Here is a 21,488-nt window from a genome sequence, read left to right as displayed (position 1 = left end):
CCTCAATGGGTCGTCCGGCCCTCGACGGCCGCCTTCAGGCCCTTGAGCCCGTCCGCGAAGTAGCGGTTCATCGCCGTCCGCCCGGCCTCGTCGCTGAGGTTCTCCGGCGGCTCGTTGCCGGTGTCGCCCCGGTAGAAGCGGCCGATCCACGACACCTTGGAGCCGGTCCCGTCCGGGGTGACGGTGAGCGTCGCCGAGTAGGAGGAGACCGGGAGCGCCTTCAGGTCCGGGTCGGACATCCGGTACGCGTAGGTCCGGCCGTCGGCCAGCCACTCGTCCAGCCCCTCGACCAGGGTGCCGCCGGCCTTGAGGGTTACCCGGCGGGTCGTGCCCTCGACATTGCCGCCGCTGGCCTCGGCCTTGGCCACGTCGGGGTGCCAGCGCCCGATGCCGCCGAAATCGCCCACCACCTTCCAGACCGCTTCCGGGGGGGCCTGGATGGTGATCGACTGGTCGATCTTCTGCGGCGTCGGCCCGTGGGCCAGCGCCGCGGTGGCGAGGCCGACGACGGCGAGGCCCGCGGCGGCGGCCGGGACGAGGGCGAGGGGCATCCGCATGGTCAGGTCCTGATCGGTCCGGTTGGAACGGGGGTTGGAACAGGGTGGGCCGCGCGCCCGCGGAGCGCGCGAAGGGAGCGGGCGAGGGGGCTCGCCAGGAGGGCCAGGAGCGTCAGAACCAAGGCCACCGCCAGGAGGGCGGGCCGCGGATCGAGGCGGCCGGGCAGCGGGCGCGGCGTCGCCGCGGCGCGCAGGGGGGCGGCGAGACCGCCCGGGCCGTCGAGATGGACGTAGCCGAGGCCGGTCTCGGCGGCGAGGCGCTTCAGGTAGGGCTCGCGGACCGCGGAGAGGTGCTCGGTGCCGCGGGCGGCCTGGGCGCCGAAGGGGGCGTTGCGCGGGTTGTAGCCCGCGCGCGATTCCGCGTCGGCCGGGGGCGGCCCGGAGCGGTTCTCCTGCTGGACGTCGCTCTCGCCGAGGAAGCCCGTCTCGCGCCCGCGATCGTCGAAGCGCGGGATCGGCGACAGGCCGTAGCCGCCCGCGCCGACGATCAGCCCGCGCACCGCGCCGGGCCTGCCGTCGAAGGTCGGGCCGCCGGAGGCGGGCAGGGGCGGCGTCTCCTGGCCGTCGGTGAGGAACAGGAGATCGGCGTCGATCTCGCCCGCCATGGCGATCGACCGGAACAGGCCGGCCGCGATGCGGCTGTCCCCCTCCCAGGCCATGCGCGGATCGAGGGCCGCGATCGCGCCGTCCAGCGGCGCGAAGTCGGTGCAGACCTCGACCGGCGTGAACAGCAGGAACGGCCGCCGGTCGGTGAACAGGCCGAGCGCCACCCGCGAGCCGCAGGGAAGGTCGGGCAGCATCGCGCGGAGCGCCGCCTTGACGGTCTCGAGCCGGCTCGCGGAGCCGGCGGCGGCGGGATAGTCGCGCACCGCCATGCTGCCGGTGATGTCGACCACCGCCAGCACCGACACGCCGGTGCGGGTGAACGGAATCGGCGGGGCGACGCGGGCAGCAAGCGCCAGCGCCAGGGCGGCCGCCAGGGCGCGGAACCGCCCGTCGCGCAGGGTGCGGGCGACGAGGGGGGGCAGGACGGGGCGCGGTCTCACGGGCCGCCCCGCGGCTGGCCGGGGATGTCGGTCCAGATCTTCTTCGGCTCGGCGCGCAGCTCGTCCCCGGTCTTGCGGTCGAATTCCGGGTAGTCGCGGACGAGGCGCGAGGCGACGTCGAGGTTGTACTTGGCGTCCCAGAATTCGGGCCGGGCCTGGAGGGCGCGGCGGTAATCCTGCCGCGCCAGCGTCACCTGGGGCGCGGCCTTGTCGAGATCGCCCCGGCCGATCAGCACGAAGGCCTGCCGCATCCGCGCGTTGCCGATGACGTACCGCGCCCGGGCCACCTCCCGCACCGCGCCGGCGCGGTCGAGGGCGTCGAGGAGGGGCTCGGTCTCGCCGAGACGGTCCCGGGCGGCGAGGAAGCCGATCCGCGCCGCCAGGAGGGCCGGCCGCGCGTTCGGGTCGACCGGCCGGTCGCGGCCCGCCTCCAGGGCGGCGATCCGGTCGTCGTCGCGCGCGGCGCTCCAGCCCGAGACGGCGAACCACAGGGCGGCGGCCGCGAGGACCACCGGCAGGGCGACCAGCAGGGCCGGCCGGACCCGGCGCCACGCCGCGGCCACGCCGAGGCGGGGGCGAGCCGCGCGGCGGCGGGAAGCCGGGCCGTCGAGGAGGGCGCCGGAGCTCATGCCGCCCTCCGCGCCGCCGCGTCCGCGGCCTCCGTCGCGGTCTCCGCATCGGCCGGTGCGGCCGCGAGGTCCGCCTCCGCGAGCTTGGCGAGGACGAGCACGGCGAGGCCGAGCGCGGCGACCGCGGCGGCGAGTCCGGTCAGGTCCCGGCGCGGGCGCTCCTCGACATAAGGGATCGGGTCCCGCTCCAGGGCCTCGATCTGCCGGATGGCGGCTTCCACCGCCTCGGCGCCCTCGGCCTCGAAGGCGCGGTAGGGCACGCCGAGGCTCTTGAAGAACAGGTCGAGGTGGCGCTCCGGCGCGGCCTGGGGCGTGTCCTCGCCGGCCGGCCGGTCGGCGATGCCGGGCGATCCCTTGGTGCGCAGGAACAGCCAGTACAGGTTCGGCCGGATCCGCGCGACGGCGGCGCGCAGCTGGTCCTGGATGCGCGGGTCGATCACCGCGGCGCCGTCGGAGACCAGCAGGAGCACCCGCGAGGCGCCGACATCGACCCCGAACTGCGACAGGGCCATGCCGAGGCCCCGGCCGATATTGGTGTAGTCGAGGCCGGGCCGGTCGATGGCGGCGATCGCCGCCCGCACGGCGTCGTGGCGGTCGGTCATCGGCATGACCAGCATCGGCGCGGTGGAGAAGGCCGTCACGGCGAACAGGTCGTGCGCCCGCGCGCCGACGAAATCGGCCAGGAGGCGCCGGGAGGCCGCGGCCTTCGATTCCTCGGCGCCGGAGGGCTGCCGGCCCGCGAAGGTCTCGTTCATGCTCCCCGAGCGGTCGATCAGCAGCGAGACCTGCGCGCCGATGCCGAGGCGGTCGATCCGCGCCCCCGTCCGGTAGGGGCCCGCCAGGGCCACGATCAGGCCGGCGACGGCCAGGATGCCGGCGAGCGTCAGCGCCCGGCCGAACCAGGCCGAGAGGGGATCGGCCGGGGCGGCGGCGACCGCCGGCACGGAGGTCCGGCGCAGAGCCGAGCGGGCCAGTGGCAGCAGCGCCAGCGGCAGCAGCCACAGGATCCAGGGTTCGGTCGCGCCGAGGCGGGCGAGGAGATCGGTCACGGCATCACGCGCTCCGCCGCCGCGAGGCGCGCCAGGAGCGCCTCGGCCTCGGACAGCGGCCAGGCCGCGCGCGCGGCCGGCAGGCGGCCGCCGAAGAAGGCGAGGCGCGAAGCCTCGAAGAAGCGCGCAAGCGCCGCCCCCTGGCCCCGGAAGGCCCCGTGCCGCGCGAGGAAGGCGCCGAGATCGTCGGCCAGAACCCGCCTTCCGTCGGTCTCGTCGAGGCCCCGGTGCAGGGCCAGCAGCGCCGCCCGGTAGGCCGGATCGGGCTCAGCCCCCGCCTGCCGCCGCAACGCGCGCAGCGCCGCCGCGAAGGGGCGGCCCCGCCGCCGCCGGAACGGCCCCCAGGCGCGGTCGTGCGCCAGCGCCAGCACCGCGAGGCCTGCGAGGGCGCCGAGGCCCGCCGCCGCCGCGACGTCCGGCCCGGGATCGATCCGCCCGCCGCTTCCGTCCGGGCGCAGGTACTCGGCCGGATCCTCGCGCCGCTGCGGCTGCACCTCGCGCAGGGGCGAGACGCCGAGGCTCCAGCCCGGCACCTGGACGGCGGCCGTGGTGAGGCCGGTCGCCGCCTCGCTCGCCAGAGTCAGCGGGAAGCCCGGCACCTCCAGGGTGCGGGCGTCGAGGGCGGCGTAGAAGCTCTGGTAGGTGAGGCGCAGGCGCACCCGCCGGGCGCCGGCGACCGGGGCCTCGTCGACCGCAACGGCGCGCAGGTCGAGCCAGTAGGTCACGGGACCGGGCTGGGGCAGGGTCGCGCGCTGCAGCCGGAAATCGGGATCGGCCAGGATCTCCACCTGCGCCTCGACCAAGTCGCCCAGGAAGATTCCGAAGGGCCGGGGGCTGCGCACCTCGACGGAGCGCACCTGCGCGGCGGCCGTGCCGGCCGTCAGGGCGAGGGGCGCGGCGAGGAGACCGGCCAGCAGGAAGGCGGGAACGCGCGCGCCCATGCTCAGGTCGTCATCAGGTGGCGGGTGAGCGCCTGGGCGTCGAAGCGCCCGGCGAGCTGGAAGACCCGGCGCGCGAAGGGCGCGGCGGCGCGCTCCAGGGCGGCGATCCGGTCCCGCTCCCGGGCGATCCAGGCCCGGCGCAGGCTCGGGCGCAGCAGGACCACGCGGCGGCCGCCGCCCTCGAGATCGTCGAGTTCGACGAGGCCGAAGGCCGGCAGCGCCTCCGCCTCGGCGGGATCGGCGAGCAGGATCGGCACCGTGTCGTGCGGCGCCAGTGCGGCGAAGACCTGCCCGATCAGGGCCTCCGGCCAGCGGAAGTCCGAGACGAGGAAGACGAGCTTCGGCCGCCCGGCGAGCCGCCGCGCGGCCTCGCGCATGCCGGCGCAGCCGCGTCCCGCGCGCGGCGCGCCCGCGACCCGCTCGGCGGCGGCGACGGCCGCGCCCCGGTGGCGGGTGGCCGGCAGGTATAGGTCGTCGCGCAGGGTCTCGTCGCAGCCGATCAGGCCGAACCCGTCGCTGATCCGGGTCGCCGAGACGGCCAGCGCCCGGCAGAGATCGCCCGCGAGCCGCGTCCGGTCCGCCGTGCCGCGAAAGCCCATCGAGGCCGAGAGATCGACCAGGACCCAGGTCTCGACCGTGGTCCGCGCCTCGAAGCGGCGGACATGCACGCCCTCGAACGGGTCGCGCAGCGTCGCGCGCAGGTCGATGCGACGCGCGTCCGGCAGTTGCAGGAACGGCACCTGATCGCGGAACCGGCCGGAGCCGCCGGCGTCGCGCCCCCGATGGAGGCCGGCCCGGCTGCCGCGCGGGCGCCAGCGCGGCAGGTAGACGATGTCGGCCATGCGTGGGTCGCTCACGGCGCCGGCACCGTCTCGAACGCGGCCCGGCACAGGGCCGGCACGATCACGCCGCGCTGCAATTCGTGGACGGGCTCGAGGAAGACGCGGTGGGCCATCACCTCGGTGAAGACCGCCCGCACATCCTCCGGCACCAGCCAGTCGCGGCCCTCCAGCCACGCCCGCACCCGGGCGGCGCGCACCAGGAAGGCGACGCCGCGCGGCGAGGCGCCCCCCTGCACGAGGGTGGCGGTGTCGAGGCCCGGGAGCCGGATCCCGGCCTCCGCGGGGCGGACCAGCGCGTCCCAGAGGGCCACCACGTAGGCCTCGATCGACGGCTCCGCGCGGACGGCGTGCTGGATCGCGGCCGCGATGCCGCCGATCCGGGCGTGGTCGAGCACGCCCTCCGCGACCGCGCCGACGAGGGCGTCCGTGTCGTGGAAGCGCGGGTCGAAGACCAGGCTCCGGCGCACCGCCGCGTCCCGGGGCGCCTCCAGCCCGATCTCCATCAGGAAGCGGTCGCGGGCCGCGGCCGGGAGCTCGAAGGTCTCCTCGCGCTCGACTCGGTTGCGGTCGGCGAAGACCTGCAGGTTCGGGAACGTGTAGGTGCGGCCGAAGGCCTGGACGCTGCGCTCGGCCATCAGCCGGAGCAGCAGGGCGTGGACCTGCGGCCGCGCCCGGTTGATCTCGTTGAAGAAGAACACCGAGAGATCCTCGGCCCGGGCCAGGACCGGGCCGGGATCGACACGCGGCCGCCCGTCGGGGCCGAGATAGGTGTGGTAGATCAGGTCGGTCGGCATCATGTCGACCGTGCCCTCGACGCGCTCGTAGGCGCCGCCCAGCGCCCGGGCCACCGCCCGCAGCAGGGTGGTCTTGCCGACGCCGACATCGCCCTCGAGCATCACGTGGCCGCGGGCGAAGACCGCGATCGTCACGAGGCGGATCGCCCGCTCCTGCCCGACCACCGCCTTGGCGACCTCCGCCTCGAAGCGGGCCGCCGCCGCCCGCCAGTCGGTGAGCATCGTGTCTCCGGGACGGAGGGTGTTCATGAGGCGGTGCCTGCGGTGTCGATGCGGCGTGCGCTGCCGAGCGTCGCTGCGGGCCGGCGCCGCGGCGCGGGCCGGCCCCAGGACGGCCGGATCGGTCGGCCGAGTTCAGTTGGCCGAGTTCAGTTGGCGGGGATCAATTCGAAGAAATCTTGGCGACGTCGTACTCGAATTTGCCCGTCTTCTTGGCATTCTCGATCCGCTTCCTGTTGCGCTCCTCCATCTGCTTGATGGATTCGGCCTGCTTGCTGACCTCCTTCGCGTCGTGCTTGGGATCGTACTTGGTCCCGGCGACTTTCTCGGGGAAGCCGGGCTTCGGCTGCCAGCAATTGCCCGGCGCCTTGCAGGTCTGCCCGTCATAGGCCAGCGCCGGCACCGCGAAGGCCGCCCCCGCGATCAGCATCGCCGTCGTGATCACTGTGCGCATTGTTGATTCCTCCGTCTCTTCCTTGGCCGGCCGGTCGGGCCGCCGGTTCGCCCCGTCTTCCGCGGGGCGCGACTTGCCGAGAACGCCTAGTCCAGGGGCTTGCACTGGCCGGTCGCGTCCTTGGCAAAGGTCTCGCCCTCCTTGAAGGGCTTGTAAGTCTTCTTCTGCTCGTCGGTGAGCCACTCGGCATCCTTCACCGGACCCGTGTAGAGATGACGGATCCAGGCGATGACCTGCAGCATCTCGTCGGGATTGAGATCCTCGTTGTGCGGGCCCATCATGCCGTTGGCGCCGCCCCAGAGGGTCGAGAACAGGCCGACATCGGTCGTGTTCGCCGGGTAGGTCCAGTAATCATCGTTGAGGCCGGGCCCGACCTTGCCCTCGCCGAGATGGCCGTGGCAGCCGGAGCACGAGGTCAGGAACAGGCTCTCGCCGTTGCGCAGGCAGGACTTGTCGTCGATGTAGAGATTCTTGCCTGTCTGGAAGAAGGTCTTGACTGCCTGCGTGTCACGCCCGCCCGGCTTGCCCTCGGCCGTGTCCATTGCCTCGCCGGTGATGGTGTTGCGGAAGACGATCCCGGTCTGCGGGCCGGACTGGGGCTGCGCGCGGGCCGCGACGGGCATCGCCACGGCGAGGGTGAAAAGGGCGACGCGGGCCGAACGTACGATGAGCATCTGTTGAGCGGATCCTGATGTCGTGATCGACGTCTTGGTCGATGTCTGGGTCGGCGGCCCGGTCGCGCCGGGCCGGGCGGAGGCGGGGCGGGCGAACCTCAGTTCGAGGCGACGACCGGCACCCCGTCCTGCTTGAGGATCGCCGCGATCGCCGGCCGGGCCTTCTCGATCCCGGCGTCCAAGGCCTTGCGCAGGGCCTCGTCGTCCTTGCGCACGCCCATCGACTGGTCGAAGACCTGCGGGACCTTGCGGCCGTCGCTGCCGGCCGTGTCGGCCGGCACCAGCGTCATGCGCAGGGGCGTCGGGGACTCCTTGACGTAGCGGGCGACGTCCGGGCCGAAGGCGACGCCGACATCGGCCTTGTCGTTGGCGACCTCGCTGACGATGCGGGCCGGGTCGATCTGGGTGTACTGGTTGCGCGGCGAGCGGAAGTTCACCAGCGAGTAGAGGTAGGCCATGTCCTCCTCGTAGCGGCCGATATCCTTGAGCATCGCCTCGCCGGGGGAGCCGAACGGCACCACCATGTGGTCGAGGGTCTTGAGCCGCGGGTCGGACCAGGACTTCACGTCGAGATCCTTGTCGGCGCGGGTGATGAAGACGTAGCCGCTCCGGTAATACGGCCTGGTGGTCAGCACCCGCGGGTCGTCGCTGTCGAGGCCAACGACCACGTCGCAGGTCCGCTTCTCCAGGCCGTCGCGGACCAGGTAGATCGCGGGCTTCGGAAGCCAGACGAAGACGGGCTTCTTCCCCATCGCCTCGGCGACGGCAGCCGCGACGCGGTTCTCGAGCCCGGAGCCGTCCCTCATCGAGAGCGGCGGCTGCTTCTCGGAGGCGCAGATGCGCAGGGTCGCGGGGTCGGCCGGCGGGGCGGCCGGCGTCTTGCCGGGATCCGACTGGATGGCCTGGGCCTCGGATTCCTGGGCCGCCACCGGCCCGGCGGCCAGGGTGGCGAGCGTCAGGACGGCGGCGAGACGGGCCGCCAGGATGCGGGCGCGCGGGCGCGGCATGGACGTTGATCCCTGTTGTCGAAGCGTTTCTTGATGGCGTGTCCGGAGGGACAGGCGGGGCGCCGGAGGGCCCCGCCCGTCGGAATCCGATCCCGGGCCCGCCGGCCGAGGGGCAGGCGGCCGTTACTTGGCGGCCCTTACTTGGCAGCCCTTACTTGGCGGCGTGCTGCGCGTACTCGCCGACGTTCGGGTCGTCGTACGGGCCCTTGCCGTCCAGCGAGAACACCATCACGCCGCCGCCCATCTGGGTGTAGTTGGCGAGCTTCTTGAAGGCGCCCACCGCGCCGAGGCCGGCGGTCGGGTCGGCGAGGTCGAACACCAGGCCCACGCCCGGCCAGCCGCCGACGCCATAGTAGATGGCGACGTACTGCGTGCCCTTGTGGGTGTAGGTGATCGGGTAGCCGATGGCGCCCGACGGCAGCTTGAACTTCCAGAGGAGGTCGCCGTTGTCGGAGTCGCGCGCCTTGATGAAGCCGTCCAGCGTCCCGTAGAGGACGAGGTCGCCGGCGGTCGCGGTGGTGCCGCCCCAGACCGCGAAGCGCTCCATCTTCTCCCAGTTGAACTTGCCGGTGATGGCGTTGTAGCTCTTGATCTGGCCGAGGCCCTCGTAGTTCTGCCGATCACCCTTCGGACCCGGATACATGTTCAGCGTCGCACCGACGAAGAACTGCCCCGCCCGGTAGGGCAGCATGAAGGGCTCCCAATCCATGCAGATATGGTTGATGCCCATGTAGAAGGCTTGCCGCTTCGGGTCGTAGGAATCGTGACCCTGGTTGTGGTAGCCCATCGCCGAGGGACAGATATCCTTGGCGAGGTGGTCCATCCGGGTGCCGTATTCCGGATCGCGCACCGGCGTGCCGGTCTTCAGGTCCACCGACTTGAACACGTTGACGGTGTCGTCGATCTTGTTGGCCGAGACCAGCGTGCCGTCCGTCCGGTCGAGGGTGTAGACGATGCCGTTGCGGTCCGGATGGGTGAGGAGCTTCCTCATCTTCCCGTCCTTGTCCTTCTGGTCGGACAGCATCATCACGTTGACGCCGGCGTAGTCCCACTCGTCGTGCGGGGTCTTCTGGTAGCCGAACTTCGCCTCGCCGGTGTCGGCGTCGCGGCCGAAGATCGTCATCGTCCACTTGTTGTCGCCGGGACGCATGGTCTCGTTCCACGGCGCCGGGTTGCCGGTGCCGAAGTAGATCAGGTTGGTGCCCGGATCGTAGGCGTACCAGCCCCAGTTGGTGCCGCCGCCGATCTTCCAGGCGTCGCCCTCCCAGGTCGAGGTGCCGAGGCCCTTCTGGCCGTAATGGGCGTTGTGGATGTTGAAGTCCTTGGCGAGCAGCAGGTCCTCGTCCGGGCCGGTGGCGTAGGCGCGCCAGACCTGCGCGCCGGTCTTGACGTCGTAAGCGGTCAGGTAGCCGCGCACGCCGAGCTCGGCGCCCGAGGAGCCGATGATCACCTTGTCCTTCACCACGTAGGGGGCGATCGTGAGGGTCGAACCGACCTTGATGTCGGAATTCTCGACCTTCCACACCGTCTCGCCGGTCTGGGCGTTGAGGGCGGCGACGTTGCCGTCGAGCTGGGTCTTGAGGATCAGCGCCGGTGTCTTGCCGTCGCCCGGCCAGTAGGCGAGGCCGCGGTTGACGAGATCGCAACAGGCGACAGAGCGGGCGGCCGGGTTCTGCTTGGGCTTGTCCTGCCACAGGATCTTGCCCGGATCGTCGAGACCGAGGGCGAAGGTGTTGTTCGGGAACGAGGTGTGGATGTACATCACGCCGTCGACGACGAGCGGCGCACCCTCGTGGCCGTTGAGCAGGCCGGTCGAGAACGTCCAGGCCGGCCTGAGCTGCTTGACGTTGCTCTTGTTGATCTGCGTCAGGTCGCTGTAGTTGTTCGAGTCATAGTTCTTACCGGGCATCACCCAGTTCTCGTCGCTCTTCGATTTCTCGATGAGCTTGTCGTTGGCCTGCGCCACGCCCGCCATGGCGACCGGCGCGAGCGCCATGATCGCCAATGCCGAGACGGAATTCCGGAGCCTGATCATCCTGCGTCTCCTCGCCGGACTGCCACGCCCTTTGGCCTCGCAGTCATCGTGGTGTTCATCCAATGGCGACACGTCTTTCGACGACAAATCCGCACCTAGCATCACGAAATCCGGATGATTTCCAGTATTCGCTAAGCTTATGAAAGACTTATTATCGTTGTGCGCCACTTGATTATTCGCACGGCTTGTAATGCGTGTCTTTGCAAAACGAAACATTTCTTTTCGGGATGATCCGGCAATACGCTACAGGAGATTTGGTAAGATCAGACGGGTCTTGACCGACGGCGGATGCCCATCCCAGACAAGCAGGAACAACAGGCGGGCGCGTGGGCGCGGAGCCGCCCGCCGCCCCGCCACGGGAGGACGCGATGGGTCTTGTCACGGGCGGCGCGGCCCGCTCTCTGGCGCTCGCCGCCTGCCTCGTGACGGCGGCTCCGGCGTCCGGGACCGGCGGAGGACGGCGCCTCGCCGCACTCTACCTGCAGGACGGGCGGCGCGAGCTGACCGGAGCGGATCTGGAGCGCTTTCCCGGCGCCGGCGTGCTGTGGTGCCGCCGCCCGGACGGAATCCCCCAGAAGGCGGCAGCCGCCTGGCTGATCGGAAATCCTTCCCTCGTGCTGATGAACGCGCACAATTTCCGCAATCGCCAGCTTGAGGTCACCCGGACCGTCGCCGATTGCTACTTTCAGATCGCCGGCCGGAACTACGCCTTCGTGCCGGACGTCCTGGAACTCGGCGTCGAACCGGAGGCCCGTCGCCTCCACATCACCGACGATTGGGCGCTCCTGCGCTTGGCCGAGCCGGCCGAGGCGCGGCCGCAGCCGATCCCGGACCCGCCCAACCTTCCGACCGGCGATCTGACGCTCCCAGTGACGATGGTCTCACCGGCCGGCCACGAGAACTACCGGGGACAGAGCAGCCGGGAATCCTGTGCCGTCCGGCGGATCGATCCGCCCAGCGAGGGTGCCATCCGTCGCGCCCGCCACGATTGCAACGATGGCTATGGCGGATCGGGCTCGGGCCTGTTCGACGAGGCCGGCCGTCTCGTTGCGATGCAGAGCGCGTCCCTGTCGATGAACCAGCGCCACGCCTTCGACATCGAGTTCCATTACGGCTCGGCCCTGCTGATCGAGGGCCGGCTCCACGAGGCCCTCAAGGCCCAGATCCGCAAGTCCGACAGTGCGGTCCCGCCCCAGGGCGTCCCTGGGGAATCCCGGTAAGCCCCCGCTAAGCAAGGCCGCGGTTTCCGCCCCAGTCAGGAGGGAATGCCTCGACGGCGGCGCGGCCGCGCGCCAAAACTTAACGTTGATCCTCGAATCTGTTCCCGTGAGGGAGCCGGTATGCCCGCTGTCGGAACATTCAGGGTCTGCGAGCCGGGTCGGCTGCCCTTCGCGGAGGCGGTGGCGGAGGCGGTGGCGGAGGCCGTCACGCTGCCATCCGTGCTCGTCACGATGCTAAGCAGCCTGATCGAGGCCTGGCCCCGGCAGATCTACACACACCCCCTGGTGACGACGCGCTTTCTTGGCCAGCGGACCACCTATGTCTGCGACCCCGGCCATATCCGCAGCCTGATGGTCGATCAGGCCGAGGCTCTGGAGCGGGAGCCATTCATGCTGCGAGCCCTCGCGCCCGCCCTCGGGTCCGGAGTCCTCACTGCGGACGGATCCCATTGGCGGAGGCAGCGCAGGGCCGCGACCCCGATGTTCCGTCCGGACCGGGTCCAGAGCTTCGTGCCGGCCATGGCCCGGGCCGCTGCAGCGACGCGGGCGCGCTGGCTCGCCGACGATCCGGCCGGGGAGGAGCGGGATATCCTGCGCGCGATGATGCGCACGACCTTTGACGTCATCGTCGCCACGATGGTGTCAGGCGATCCGCACTTGGAGGTCGAGCCCTTCGGGCGCGCGATGGACGCCTATCTCGGCCAGACCAGCTGGAAGATCGCCCTCGAGATGCTGCGGGCTCCGACCTGGGTCCCGCATCCCGGGGCCCGGGCCGGCGCGGCCGCGGTGCGCTACCTGCGCGGCGAGGTCGCCCGCACGATCGCGCGCCGCCGGGCGCGCGGCGAGCCCGGTAGCGATCTCCTCGGCCTCCTGCTGCAGGCCCGGGATCCGGAGACCGGGCAGCCGCTGCCAGAGGCGAGCCTCATCGACAACCTGCTGACCTTCGTGTCCGCCGGCCACGAGACGACGGCGCTGGCGCTGGCCTGGACCTTCCGGGTCCTGGCCGAGCACCCGGAGGTGGAGCGGCGCGTGGTCGCCGAGATGGCGCGCCTCGGCGCCGATCCGGCTGCCGATCCCGAGGCCGTCGACCGACTGCCCTACACCCGCCAGGTGCTCCTCGAGGTGATGCGCCTCTATCCGCCGGCGCCGCTGATCGTGCGGCGGACACGGGCTCCGGTCCGGCTCGGGGACACGATCGTGCCGGCCGGGCAATCGGTCCATGTGCCGGTCTATGCCCTGCACCGGCACGCGCTGCTCTGGGACAGGCCGGAAGTGTTCGATCCGGATCGCTTCGCGCCGGAGCGGGCCGCCGCGCGCGACCGCTACGCCTACTTACCCTTCGGGGCGGGCCCGCGGGTGTGCATCGGCATGAGCCTCGCCCTGACCGAGTGCCTCGTCATCCTGGCGACGCTGCTGCCCGCCTTCCGCCTCAGGCCGGTGACGGAGGCGATGCCGTCGGCGCAATTCCGCGTGACGCTGCGGCCCAAAGGGGGGCTGACGATGAGGGTCGCGCCCCGCCATGTCGCTTGAGATGCCCGCAGGCGCGCGCTGGCTGGACCGCCGGCTGGGATCGCTGCTCGACCGTCTCTTCGGCCCCGGTGCCGACGACACGCTGCCGAACCGCTACCGGCTGCAGGTGCGCGCCGGGCTCCTCGACGAGACGCTGAAGCTCGCCACCTACTCGGCGGTGACGCACCTGATCATCGCGCTGGCCGTCGCGTATTTCTTCTGGGGTTCGGCGTCGAATACCTACCTCGTTGGCCTGCTCGCCGTGGTCACGGTGCTGATCACGGCGGCGACCTACGCGACCTGGCTCTACTGGCGCACCCATGGCGACACCGCCTCGGCGCACACCGTCCGGTGGGGCTGCCGGATCTCCGCCGGACTGGCTTTCGCCCTGGGCCTCGCCTGGGCGACCATGCCGGTCGTGCTGTTCGCCCCCTCCGACAGCAACGCGCGGCTGCTCGTCGTCGCCATCATGGCCGGCCTGATCTCGGACGCCTACGTGGTCGGTCCGCTCCTGTCGGTCTCGTACCTGTTCGCGATCCCGGTCATCGTCGGCAGCTTCGTCGGGCTGGCCCGGTCCGGGGAGCCGATCGCGCTCAGCATCGGCCTCCTGCTCGCCGTCTACGCGGTCTTCGTGGTGACGAGCGTGAGCCGCATGAGCCGCCTGTCGTGCCAGCGCATCCTGGACCGCGTGCGGGTCGAGGATCAGAGTGAGACGATCGGTCTGCTGCTCAACGCCTTCGAGGCGAATGCCAGCGACTGGCTCTGGGAGACGGACGAGACCGGGCGGTTCCAGCACGTCTCCACCCGGATGGCCGATGTGCTGGCCTGCCCGGTGCAGACGCTCCAGCACGCCTCGTTCCCGGCGCTGCTCGCCGGTCGGGCGGAGGCACCTCCCGAGGCCGATCAGAGCGCCGACCTCTTGGACCGCCTCCAGCGGGGCGCCGCCTTCCACCAGCACCTGATCGCCGTCGACACGGGTACCGGTCGGCGCTGGCTCCGGCTGAGCGGCAAGCCCTTCCTCGATCAGCGTGGGCGCTTCGCGGGCTTCCGGGGCGTCGGCTCGGACGTGACCGAGGCCCGCCGGGCGGAGGCGCACATCGCCTATCTGGCGACCCGGGACCCGATGACGGACCTGTCGAACCGGGTCATGTTCCACGAGGTCGCGTCCGAGGCCTGCGCGGCCGCACAGGCCTCGGACGCGACGGTCAGCCTGCTCTACCTCGACCTCGACGGCTTCAAGACGATCAACGACAGCATCGGGCACGCCGCGGGCGATGCCCTGCTGGGGCAGGTCGCCGATCGCCTGCGAGCCCTACTCCCCACCGACGCGCAGGCGTTCCGCCTCGGGGGCGACGAGTTCGCGATCCTGCAGCGCGGCCGGGATGGCGCGGCCGCGCAGGCCCTGGCCGAGGCCACGATCGAGGCCCTGCGCGAACCCTACCTGATCGACGGCGTCCGGGCGGAGATCGGCGTCAGCATCGGCATCGCCTGCGCCCCCGCGGATGCCACCGATCCCGAGGACCTGCTCCGAAAGGCCGATCTCGCACTCTACAATGCCAAGGAGACCGGCAAGGGGCGCTGGCGGGGCTTCGACCGCAATCTGGAAGTGCGCGTCCAGCGCCGGCACGAACTCGACGAGGCGATGCGCCAGGCCCTCGCCGGCGGCGAGATGGCGCTGCACTACCAGCCGCTCGTGAGCCTGCAGAACGGCCAAGTGGTGGGCTGCGAGGCGCTGCTGCGCTGGACCCGGCCGGGCCTCGGTCCCGTCTCGCCCGCCGAGCTGATCCCAATCGCCGAGGGAACGGGCTTCATCCTCACGATCGGGCGCTGGGCCCTGCGGCGGGCCTGCGCGGAGGCGCTGACCTGGCCCGCCCGGATGCGCGTCGCCGTCAACATCTCGTCGGTCCATTTCCGCCGGCCCGACTTCTTCGCCGACGTCGCGGCGGTGCTGGCCGAGACCGGCCTCGCGGCGGACCGCCTCGAGATCGAGATCACCGAGTCGATCTTCCTGGCCAACACGCCGCACGTGCTGGACAATCTCCGCGCCCTGCGGGCGCTCGGGGTGCGGATCGCCCTCGACGATTTCGGGACGGGCTACTCCTCGCTGAGCTACCTGACGCAGTTCCCGGTCGACAAGATCAAGATCGACCGCGCCTTCGTGCGCGACCTGACCAGCCGCCCCGAATGCCTGACGGTGATCGAGGCGATAATGGTCATCGCCCGCGACTTGCACATCGACGTCACGGTCGAGGGCGTCGAGACCGAGCAGCAGGCCGAGCTTCTCCGGCTGCGGCGCTGCAACAGCGCGCAGGGTTTCCTGTACAGCCCGGCCCGCCCCCCCGAGGAACTCCCCGAGCTGATCGAGCACCTCTCGCGAACGGCCGTTCCGGCGGAGCCCGCCGTGCGCGCGGTTGCCTGAGGGATCGCGGACAACGGCGCGGCCGCCCTGCGATCGGGCGCAGATCCGTGTTGCCAGGGTGCCGGGAACGGCTCTAGCGGGGACCGACCATACGGAACCGGGAAACAGGCGTACCATGCCCAAGGTCGTCATCAGCGAATTCATGGACCCGGCGGCGATCGCCGCCGACCTGTCGGACTTCGACACCCTGTACGATCCCGGCCTCGTCGACCGGCCCGAGGCCCTGGTCGCCGCCGTGGCGGAGGCCGACGCCCTGATCGTGCGCAACCGGACGCAAGTCCGCGGCGACCTGCTCGCGGCCGCCCCGCGCCTGCGGATCGTCGGACGTCTCGGGGTCGGCCTCGACAACATCGACGTGCCGGCCTGCCGGACGCGGGGCATCGCGGTCCAGCCGGCAACGGGCGCCAATGACGGCGCGGTCGCCGAATATGTCGTCGCCACCGCGATGCTGCTGCTGCGCGGGGCCTACGGGGCGAGCGGGGCGGTCGCGGCCGGGACCTGGCCGCGCAATGCCCTGATGGGACGCGAGATCGCCGGCAAGCGCCTCGGACTGGTGGGCTTCGGATCGATCGCCCGGGAAACCGCCCGCCGCGCCGCTGCCCTGGGCATGGCGATCGCCGCCCATGACCCGTTCCTCGCGGCCGAGAATCCGGCCTGGACGCCCGCCTACGGCCCGGTGCAGCGTCAGGATCTCGCCACGCTGATCGCCGGGAGCGACGTCCTCTCCCTGCACGTCCCGCTCACCCCGGAGACCCGCGGCCTGATCGACGCGGATGCCCTCGCGCGGATGCCCGCGGGCGCCGTGCTGATCAACGCGGCGCGGGGCGGCGTCGTCGATGAGGCCGCGGTGGCGGCAGCCCTGCGGTCCGGGCATCTCGGCGGCGCGGCCCTCGACGTGTTCGACCGCGAGCCCCTCGACGCGGCGGCCGGCGCCCCGTTCGCGGGCGTGCCGAACCTGATCCTCACGCCCCACATCGCCGGGGTGACGCAGGAGTCGAACGTCCGGGTCTCAGCCGTCATCGCCGCTGCGGTGCGCCGGTATCTCACACAGGGCTGAACGCACGGGTTCTGGGCCTTTCGCCCGCCACGGGCTATCCAACGGAGCCGGCACTGCGAGACCGAGGATTTCGGTGTGGGCCGGGAGGAGCAGAGGATGACCGATCCGGCACGGCGGGCCTTCCTGAAGAGCGCCGCACTCGGCGCCCTGGCGGCGGGAAGCGGCCTGCGGCCTGCCCGGGCCGGAGAGGATGCGCATCTGCCCTTCGGCAACGGCGAGCGCCCCCTCGTCGCCTATCCGGGCAAGCGGCCGCTGCTGCAGACCACCGCCCGGCCGCCGCAGCTGGAGACGCCGTTCGCGGTCTTCGACGAGGGCGCGATCACGCCGAACGACGCCTTCTTCGTCCGTTACCACCTCGCCGACATCCCCCTGGAGATCGACCCCGAGGCGTTCCGGCTGACCGTGGGCGGCCACGTCGAGCGGCCCGTCGCGCTGTCGCTGGCGGAGCTGAAGGCGCTGCCGGGCCGGACCGCGATCGTCGCGGTCAACCAGTGCTCAGGCAATTCCCGCGGCTTCTTCGAGCCGCGCATGGCCGGCGGCCAGCTCGCCAACGGCGCCATGGGTTGCGCCCGGTGGACCGGCGTGCCGCTGAAGAGCGTGCTCGACAAGGCCGGCGTGAGGGCAGGGGCCGTGCAGGTCTCCTTCGAGGGTCTCGACCGGCCGATCCTGCCCGAGACGCCGGACTTCGCCAAGGCGCTCACCCTCGACCAAGCCGGCGACGATCAGGTGCTGCTGGCCTGGGGCATGAACGGCGCGGATCTGCCCTGGCTCAACGGCTACCCGCTTCGCCTTGTGGTGCCGGGCTATTACGGGACCTACTGGGTCAAGCACCTCGACACGGTCACGGTGCTGGACAAGCCCTTCGAAGGCTTCTTCATGAAGACCGCCTACCGCATCCCCGACAACCCTTGCGCCTGCACGGAGCCCGGTCAGGCGGCCGCCGCCACGGTGCCGATCGGGCGCCTCAACGTCCGGTCATTCCTCACGAACCTGATCGACGGCGCGCGCGTGGCCGCCGGGCCGGTCTCCCTGCGCGGCATCGCCTTCGACGGCGGCTCCGGCATCAAGGCCGTGGCGGTCTCCACCGATGACGGCGCCACATGGATCCAGGCCACCCTCGGCCAGGATCTCGGCCCCTACGCATTCCGGACCTGGTCGGTCGCGACCGCGCTCACGCCCGGTGCACACGCCATCCGGGTGCGGGCCACCGCCAATGACGGCAGCACCCAGCCGATGGAATCGCACTGGAACCCGTCCGGCTACATGCGCAACGGCGTCGAGACCACCCGGGTGCAGGCGGCATGAGGGGCGGCATGAGGGCGAACGGGAGGACTGAGGGGATGCGTGCGCTTACGCTTGGCGCAATGCTCGCGGGCCTGACGGCCGGCACGGCCTGGGGCGCACCGCAGACCTACACGGTTCCGGACCCGACCGCTCAGCTGCGGCCGCCGAAGGAGAGCAGCCTCACCGCGGGCTACGAGGCAGCCCAGGCCAATTGTCAGACCTGCCACTCGGTGGACTACATCGCCACGCAGCCGCCAGGCCGCGGGAACGCGTTCTGGGATGCGGAGGTGGCCAAGATGATCAAGGCCTATCACGCCCCAATCGAACAGGCCGATGCGGGCGCGATCGCTGCCTATCTGGCAGGAACGTATTGAGGGGTCTGACCGACGGCCCGACCGGACGCGCGCTCGCGCGGCTTCAGCGCAGTGCGAGCGCCTGCGCCGCGTGCGAGGCGACGGCCTGCACGGCCGGAAGATCGTAGGCGTAGACGCGGCCGGCCAGGATCGCCAGGGCCAGCGTCCAGAAGACTGCACCGCCGACGCGCCGCGCCGTGCGGTCGCCGGCCGTGGCGACCGGGCAGGCGCGGGCGACGCCGTCGGCGACGGGCTCGCCGAACGGATCGAAGGCCGGCGACTGATTTTCAAAGGCGCTGCGCATGATGGCGAATGTCGCGCTCGGCACGCCACTCCGCAATGGACGCGTCTTTCGTATTTCGCTGTCCGTGGAGATGCTTGTTCTCTGTTGGAAGCACTCGGCAGCAAGGTTCTTTTCAATGGACCGGTTCGATCGCCGGCAACGGCGAATCTTCTTCCCGGCCGGCGCTGCGGCGGCAAGCCGCGCGGCCTCCGAGACCAGGATCGGGACGTCGTGGAGCTTGGTCGCGTGCTCGAGGCGGGCGGCGACGTTGACGGCGTCGCCCAGCACCGTGATCTCGTAACGCGCCTCCTCGCCGATGATCCCGCAGAACACCTCGCCTTAGTGGACACCGGCCCCGATGCGCACGGTCTGCGTGGGTCCGGTCCTGTCGGTCCGGCGGGCGATCACCGCGACGAGGTCTCGGGCGAAGGCGCGGGTGCGGCCGGCAGCTTCGGGCGCCCCCGAACGGGCCGCCCGGAACGGTGACCGCCTGGAGCCGCGGGAAACGCTCGATCACGGCGCCCTCATCCTCCACGGCGACGAACGCCACCTTGCCGCCGCGGGCGACGCCCTGCACGGCCGAGACCAGGCCCAGCGCCTTGGGCGCGATGATGCTGACGAAGGCGTCGATCCACTTCTCGCGGAAGGCGCCGGCCACCGCCTCCTGGTCGACCGGGGCCAGCAGGACCGTCGAATCCCGGGCCGGGCCGGCGGCCTCCTCCAGGGTGAGGCCGCAATAGCCGAGGAGGTTCCGGAGCAGCCGGAGATCGGCGTTCCGGTGCGCCGCGATGCCGAGCCGCTTGCCGTCGAGCGGCGGCGCTCTCGCGCACGTCGTCGAAGAGCAGGATCCTCGGCCGGAGGTTTTCGCGAGCGGCGTCTCCGGACGCTCAGAACAACGAGATCAGCACGATGCCGCCGACCATCAGGGCGGCGCCGATCAGGCGCGGCGGGCCGGCCTTGACCTGCTTCATGCCGAACCAGCCGAAATGGTCCAGCGCCACCGAGGTCAGGAGGTTCGCGGTGATGAGCAGGCCGTTGAAGGCGCCGGCCCCGACCTTGTCGACGAAGAGCAGACCGGCAAAGACCGCCACCGCCCCGGTGATCCCGGCGAGCGGCATCCACCAGCGGACGCCCGCGATGTCCTGCCGCCTCGGCAGCGGCGACGGCCGCAGCAGGAACATCAGCGCGAACACGAACACGACGGGCACGAACGACACGGTCGCGGCGAGCCAGGGATTCTCCAGGGCGCCGCGCAGCTGGGCGTTCCAGACGACGCCGATCGCCATGAGGGCGCCGGCCACGAGGATGAACGGGTAGAGCAGCTTGCCCGATAGGCCGTGCCCCTCGCCGCCCTCGCTCTTGCCGCCCGAGCGCGCGATGAAGGTCACGCCCACCGCCATCAGCAGGCCGCCGAGCCAGGGCATCGGCTTGAAGCCCGCGGCCTGCAGGCCGAACAGGCCGAGCGCGTCCATCGCCAGAGAGGTGAGGATGTTGGCGGTGAGCGTCAGGCCGTTGAACGGCCCGGCGCCGACCTTGTCGATGAAGGCGAGCCCGCCGAACACCGCGACCGCGCCGGCCAAGCCGCCGAGCGGCGCGTACCAGGGCATCGTGCCCAGGGAGTCGAGGCTCGGCAGCGGCGTCGGCATCGTGAGGAACAGGGTCGTGAACACGAAGACGATCGGCAGGAACGACACCGTCGCGGCGAGCCACGGATTGACCATGCGGCCGCGCAGCTGCGCGTTCATGGCGTTGCCGATCGCCTGCAGCGCGCCCGCCACCAGGATGAAGGGATAGAGGAGGGCTGCCGTCACGCGCGGACCTTCGGGTTGGCGGGGGGAGGATCAGACGAGGAGCAGGCCGGCGAGCGCCAGCGCGAGGGCCGGCGGCATCACCAGCAGGCCGAGCTTGAGGAAGGTCCAGGCGCCGACATCCTGGCCCTCGCGGCGGATGGCGGTGAGCCAGAGGATCGTCGCGAGCGAGCCCGTCACCGACAGGTTCGGACCGAGGTCGACGCCGATCAGGATCGCGCCCGCCACCTTCTCGGGCACGTGGGCGGTCTGCACGGCGGCGCCCGCGATCAGCCCGGCCGGCAGGTTGTTGACGAGGTTGCACAGCACCGCGACCAGGCCGCCCGCGCCCCAGGCGGTGGCCTCCGGGGCAGCGTGGGCGTAGTCCTTGAGGAGGTCCGCCAGCATCGCCAGCACGCCGGTCTTCTCCAGGGCCTCGACCAGGACGAACAGCCCGGCCACCAGCGGCAGCACGCTCCACGACACGTCCTGGGCGACCGCGACGAGGCCGCCGCGCTTGAGCAGCAGCACGACGATCGTGGTGGCGAGCCCGGCCACGAAGGTCGGAAGGCCGAGGTCGAGGCCGAGCGCCGAGGCGGCGATCAGGACGCCGCCGGTCGCCACGATGCCGATCCCCGCCACGAGGCCGGTGCGGGAGAGCGACACAGCCTCGACGTCGGTGGCGACCTCCTGCCCGCGCAGGGTCTTCGCCTGGGTCAGCCGCAGCACCGCGTAGGTCGTCACGATGGCGAGCAGGGAGGGCAGGGCGAACAGGCCGAGCCAGCGCACCAGCGGCGGCATGTGCTCGGCGAAGACCACGAGGTTGGCCGGGTTCGAGATCGGCAGGACGAAGCTTGCCGCGTTGGCGATGAAGGCGCAGATGAACAGGTAGGGGAGGGGGTTCTCCACCTTGGCGGCCTTGGTGGCCGCGTAGACGGCGGGCGTCAGCACCACCGCGCAGGCGTCGTTCGACAGGAACACCGTGACGACGGTGCCGACGAGGTACACGAGGGTGAACAGACGGGTCGCCGAGCCCTTGGCGGCGCGCACCGCGATCGAGGCGAGCCAGTCGAACAGGCCCTCCTTCCGGGCCACCTCGGACATCAGCATCATGCCGACGAGGAACAGGTAGACGTCGGTCCCCTTCAGCACGCCGTCCCAGGCGGTGGCGGGGGCGAGCAGGCCGAGGGCCACGAGGGCGCCGGCGCCGAGCACGGCCCAGATCGCCTCCGGCCACGCGAACGGCCGCAGGATGACGCCGAGGGTCGCGAGGGCGGCGATCGCCCAGGTGGTGATGTTGGGGGTCAGCGTCAGCGCGCCCATCGGTTG

20 protein-coding genes are annotated in these 21,488 nt (G+C 71.6%); 6 read left to right on the top strand and 14 right to left on the bottom strand.

From position 1 onward, the window contains the following. Positions 1 to 2 precede the first annotated feature (2 nt). The 11 genes from CIW48_RS29020 to CIW48_RS28970 form a co-directional block, all read right to left on the bottom strand. Positions 3 to 557: an SRPBCC family protein gene (locus CIW48_RS29020; protein ID WP_149313881.1), complete on the bottom strand. Its 555-nt coding sequence runs from the start codon at positions 555 to 557 to the stop codon at positions 3 to 5. Between the two features lie 2 nt (positions 558 to 559). Further along, positions 560 to 1,603: a vWA domain-containing protein gene (locus CIW48_RS29015; RefSeq protein WP_149313880.1), complete on the bottom strand. Its 1,044-nt coding sequence runs from the start codon at positions 1,601 to 1,603 to the stop codon at positions 560 to 562. Continuing rightward, on the bottom strand, positions 1,600 to 2,232 hold the full coding sequence (locus tag CIW48_RS29010) for an MxaK protein (protein WP_149313879.1): 633 nt from the start codon (positions 2,230 to 2,232) through the stop codon (positions 1,600 to 1,602). The genes CIW48_RS29015 and CIW48_RS29010 overlap by 4 nt, the downstream gene beginning before the upstream one ends. Further along, positions 2,229 to 3,281, bottom strand: a complete 1,053-nt coding sequence (locus CIW48_RS29005) for a vWA domain-containing protein (protein ID WP_149313878.1) — start codon at positions 3,279 to 3,281, stop codon at positions 2,229 to 2,231. The genes CIW48_RS29010 and CIW48_RS29005 overlap by 4 nt, the downstream gene beginning before the upstream one ends. Continuing rightward, positions 3,278 to 4,222 carry a nonribosomal peptide synthetase MxaA gene (locus CIW48_RS29000; protein WP_246695468.1) on the bottom strand — a complete coding sequence of 315 codons (945 nt, stop codon included), beginning with the start codon at positions 4,220 to 4,222 and terminating at the stop codon, positions 3,278 to 3,280. The genes CIW48_RS29005 and CIW48_RS29000 overlap by 4 nt, the downstream gene beginning before the upstream one ends. 2 nt (positions 4,223 to 4,224) lie before the next feature. After that, complete coding sequence (locus CIW48_RS28995; protein ID WP_149313891.1) at positions 4,225 to 5,064, bottom strand: DUF58 domain-containing protein; 840 nt, start codon at positions 5,062 to 5,064, stop codon at positions 4,225 to 4,227. A gap of 11 nt (positions 5,065 to 5,075) precedes the next feature. Continuing rightward, on the bottom strand, positions 5,076 to 6,107 hold the full coding sequence (locus tag CIW48_RS28990) for a MoxR family ATPase (RefSeq protein ID WP_149313877.1): 1,032 nt from the start codon (positions 6,105 to 6,107) through the stop codon (positions 5,076 to 5,078). A 133-nt stretch (positions 6,108 to 6,240) separates the two neighbouring features. Further along, positions 6,241 to 6,531: a methanol dehydrogenase [cytochrome c] subunit gene (locus tag CIW48_RS28985; RefSeq protein ID WP_149313876.1), complete on the bottom strand. Its 291-nt coding sequence runs from the start codon at positions 6,529 to 6,531 to the stop codon at positions 6,241 to 6,243. A gap of 86 nt (positions 6,532 to 6,617) precedes the next feature. After that, a complete protein-coding gene (gene moxG / locus CIW48_RS28980; RefSeq protein WP_149313875.1) occupies positions 6,618 to 7,205 on the bottom strand; it encodes a cytochrome c(L), periplasmic in 588 nt (195 codons plus the stop codon). Positions 7,206 to 7,303: 98 nt separating this feature from the next. After that, entirely contained in the window at positions 7,304 to 8,212 is a 909-nt protein-coding gene (gene moxJ / locus CIW48_RS28975) for a methanol oxidation system protein MoxJ (RefSeq protein ID WP_149313874.1), read from the bottom strand. 151 nt (positions 8,213 to 8,363) lie between these two features. After that, entirely contained in the window at positions 8,364 to 10,247 is a 1,884-nt protein-coding gene (locus tag CIW48_RS28970; protein ID WP_149313873.1) for a methanol/ethanol family PQQ-dependent dehydrogenase, read from the bottom strand. Positions 10,248 to 10,615: 368 nt separating this feature from the next. On the opposite strand from CIW48_RS28970, the gene CIW48_RS28965 reads away from it, so the two are divergent. The 6 genes from CIW48_RS28965 (at position 10,616) to CIW48_RS28940 (ending at position 18,110) form a co-directional block, all read left to right on the top strand. Continuing rightward, the gene (locus tag CIW48_RS28965) at positions 10,616 to 11,467 is read left to right on the top strand and encodes a serine protease (protein ID WP_149313872.1); all 852 of its coding nucleotides are present in this window, start codon (positions 10,616 to 10,618) and stop codon (positions 11,465 to 11,467) included. Between the two features lie 120 nt (positions 11,468 to 11,587). Continuing rightward, a complete protein-coding gene (locus CIW48_RS28960; protein WP_149313871.1) occupies positions 11,588 to 12,997 on the top strand; it encodes a cytochrome P450 in 1,410 nt (469 codons plus the stop codon). Further along, on the top strand, positions 12,987 to 15,395 hold the full coding sequence (locus tag CIW48_RS28955; protein WP_246695467.1) for an EAL domain-containing protein: 2,409 nt from the start codon (positions 12,987 to 12,989) through the stop codon (positions 15,393 to 15,395). The genes CIW48_RS28960 and CIW48_RS28955 overlap by 11 nt, the downstream gene beginning before the upstream one ends. A 115-nt stretch (positions 15,396 to 15,510) precedes the next feature. After that, on the top strand, positions 15,511 to 16,452 hold the full coding sequence (locus CIW48_RS28950; RefSeq protein WP_149313870.1) for an NAD(P)-dependent oxidoreductase: 942 nt from the start codon (positions 15,511 to 15,513) through the stop codon (positions 16,450 to 16,452). Positions 16,453 to 16,548: 96 nt separating this feature from the next. Beyond that, positions 16,549 to 17,757, top strand: coding sequence for a molybdopterin-dependent oxidoreductase (locus CIW48_RS28945; protein WP_149313869.1), 1,209 nt, complete (start codon positions 16,549 to 16,551; stop codon positions 17,755 to 17,757). 35 nt (positions 17,758 to 17,792) lie between these two features. After that, positions 17,793 to 18,110 carry a cytochrome c gene (locus CIW48_RS28940; RefSeq protein ID WP_149313868.1) on the top strand — a complete coding sequence of 106 codons (318 nt, stop codon included), beginning with the start codon at positions 17,793 to 17,795 and terminating at the stop codon, positions 18,108 to 18,110. A gap of 43 nt (positions 18,111 to 18,153) precedes the next feature. On the opposite strand, the gene CIW48_RS34315 is transcribed toward CIW48_RS28940, so the two are convergent. The 3 genes from CIW48_RS34315 to CIW48_RS28915 form a co-directional block, all read right to left on the bottom strand. Further along, positions 18,154 to 18,660, bottom strand: a complete 507-nt coding sequence (locus CIW48_RS34315; protein WP_246695466.1) for a hypothetical protein — start codon at positions 18,658 to 18,660, stop codon at positions 18,154 to 18,156. Positions 18,661 to 19,259: 599 nt separating this feature from the next. Then, positions 19,260 to 20,183 carry a DMT family transporter gene (locus tag CIW48_RS28920; protein ID WP_149313867.1) on the bottom strand — a complete coding sequence of 308 codons (924 nt, stop codon included), beginning with the start codon at positions 20,181 to 20,183 and terminating at the stop codon, positions 19,260 to 19,262. Between the two features lie 30 nt (positions 20,184 to 20,213). Next, positions 20,214 to 21,482, bottom strand: a complete 1,269-nt coding sequence (locus CIW48_RS28915) for an arsenic transporter (protein WP_149313866.1) — start codon at positions 21,480 to 21,482, stop codon at positions 20,214 to 20,216. Positions 21,483 to 21,488: the final 6 nt, after the last annotated feature.

Origin of the sequence: Methylobacterium sp. P1-11, assembly GCF_008329595.1 — a bacterium.
Taxonomy (GTDB): domain Bacteria; phylum Pseudomonadota; class Alphaproteobacteria; order Rhizobiales; family Beijerinckiaceae; genus Methylobacterium.
This window is presented reverse-complemented; position numbering and strand designations above follow the sequence as displayed.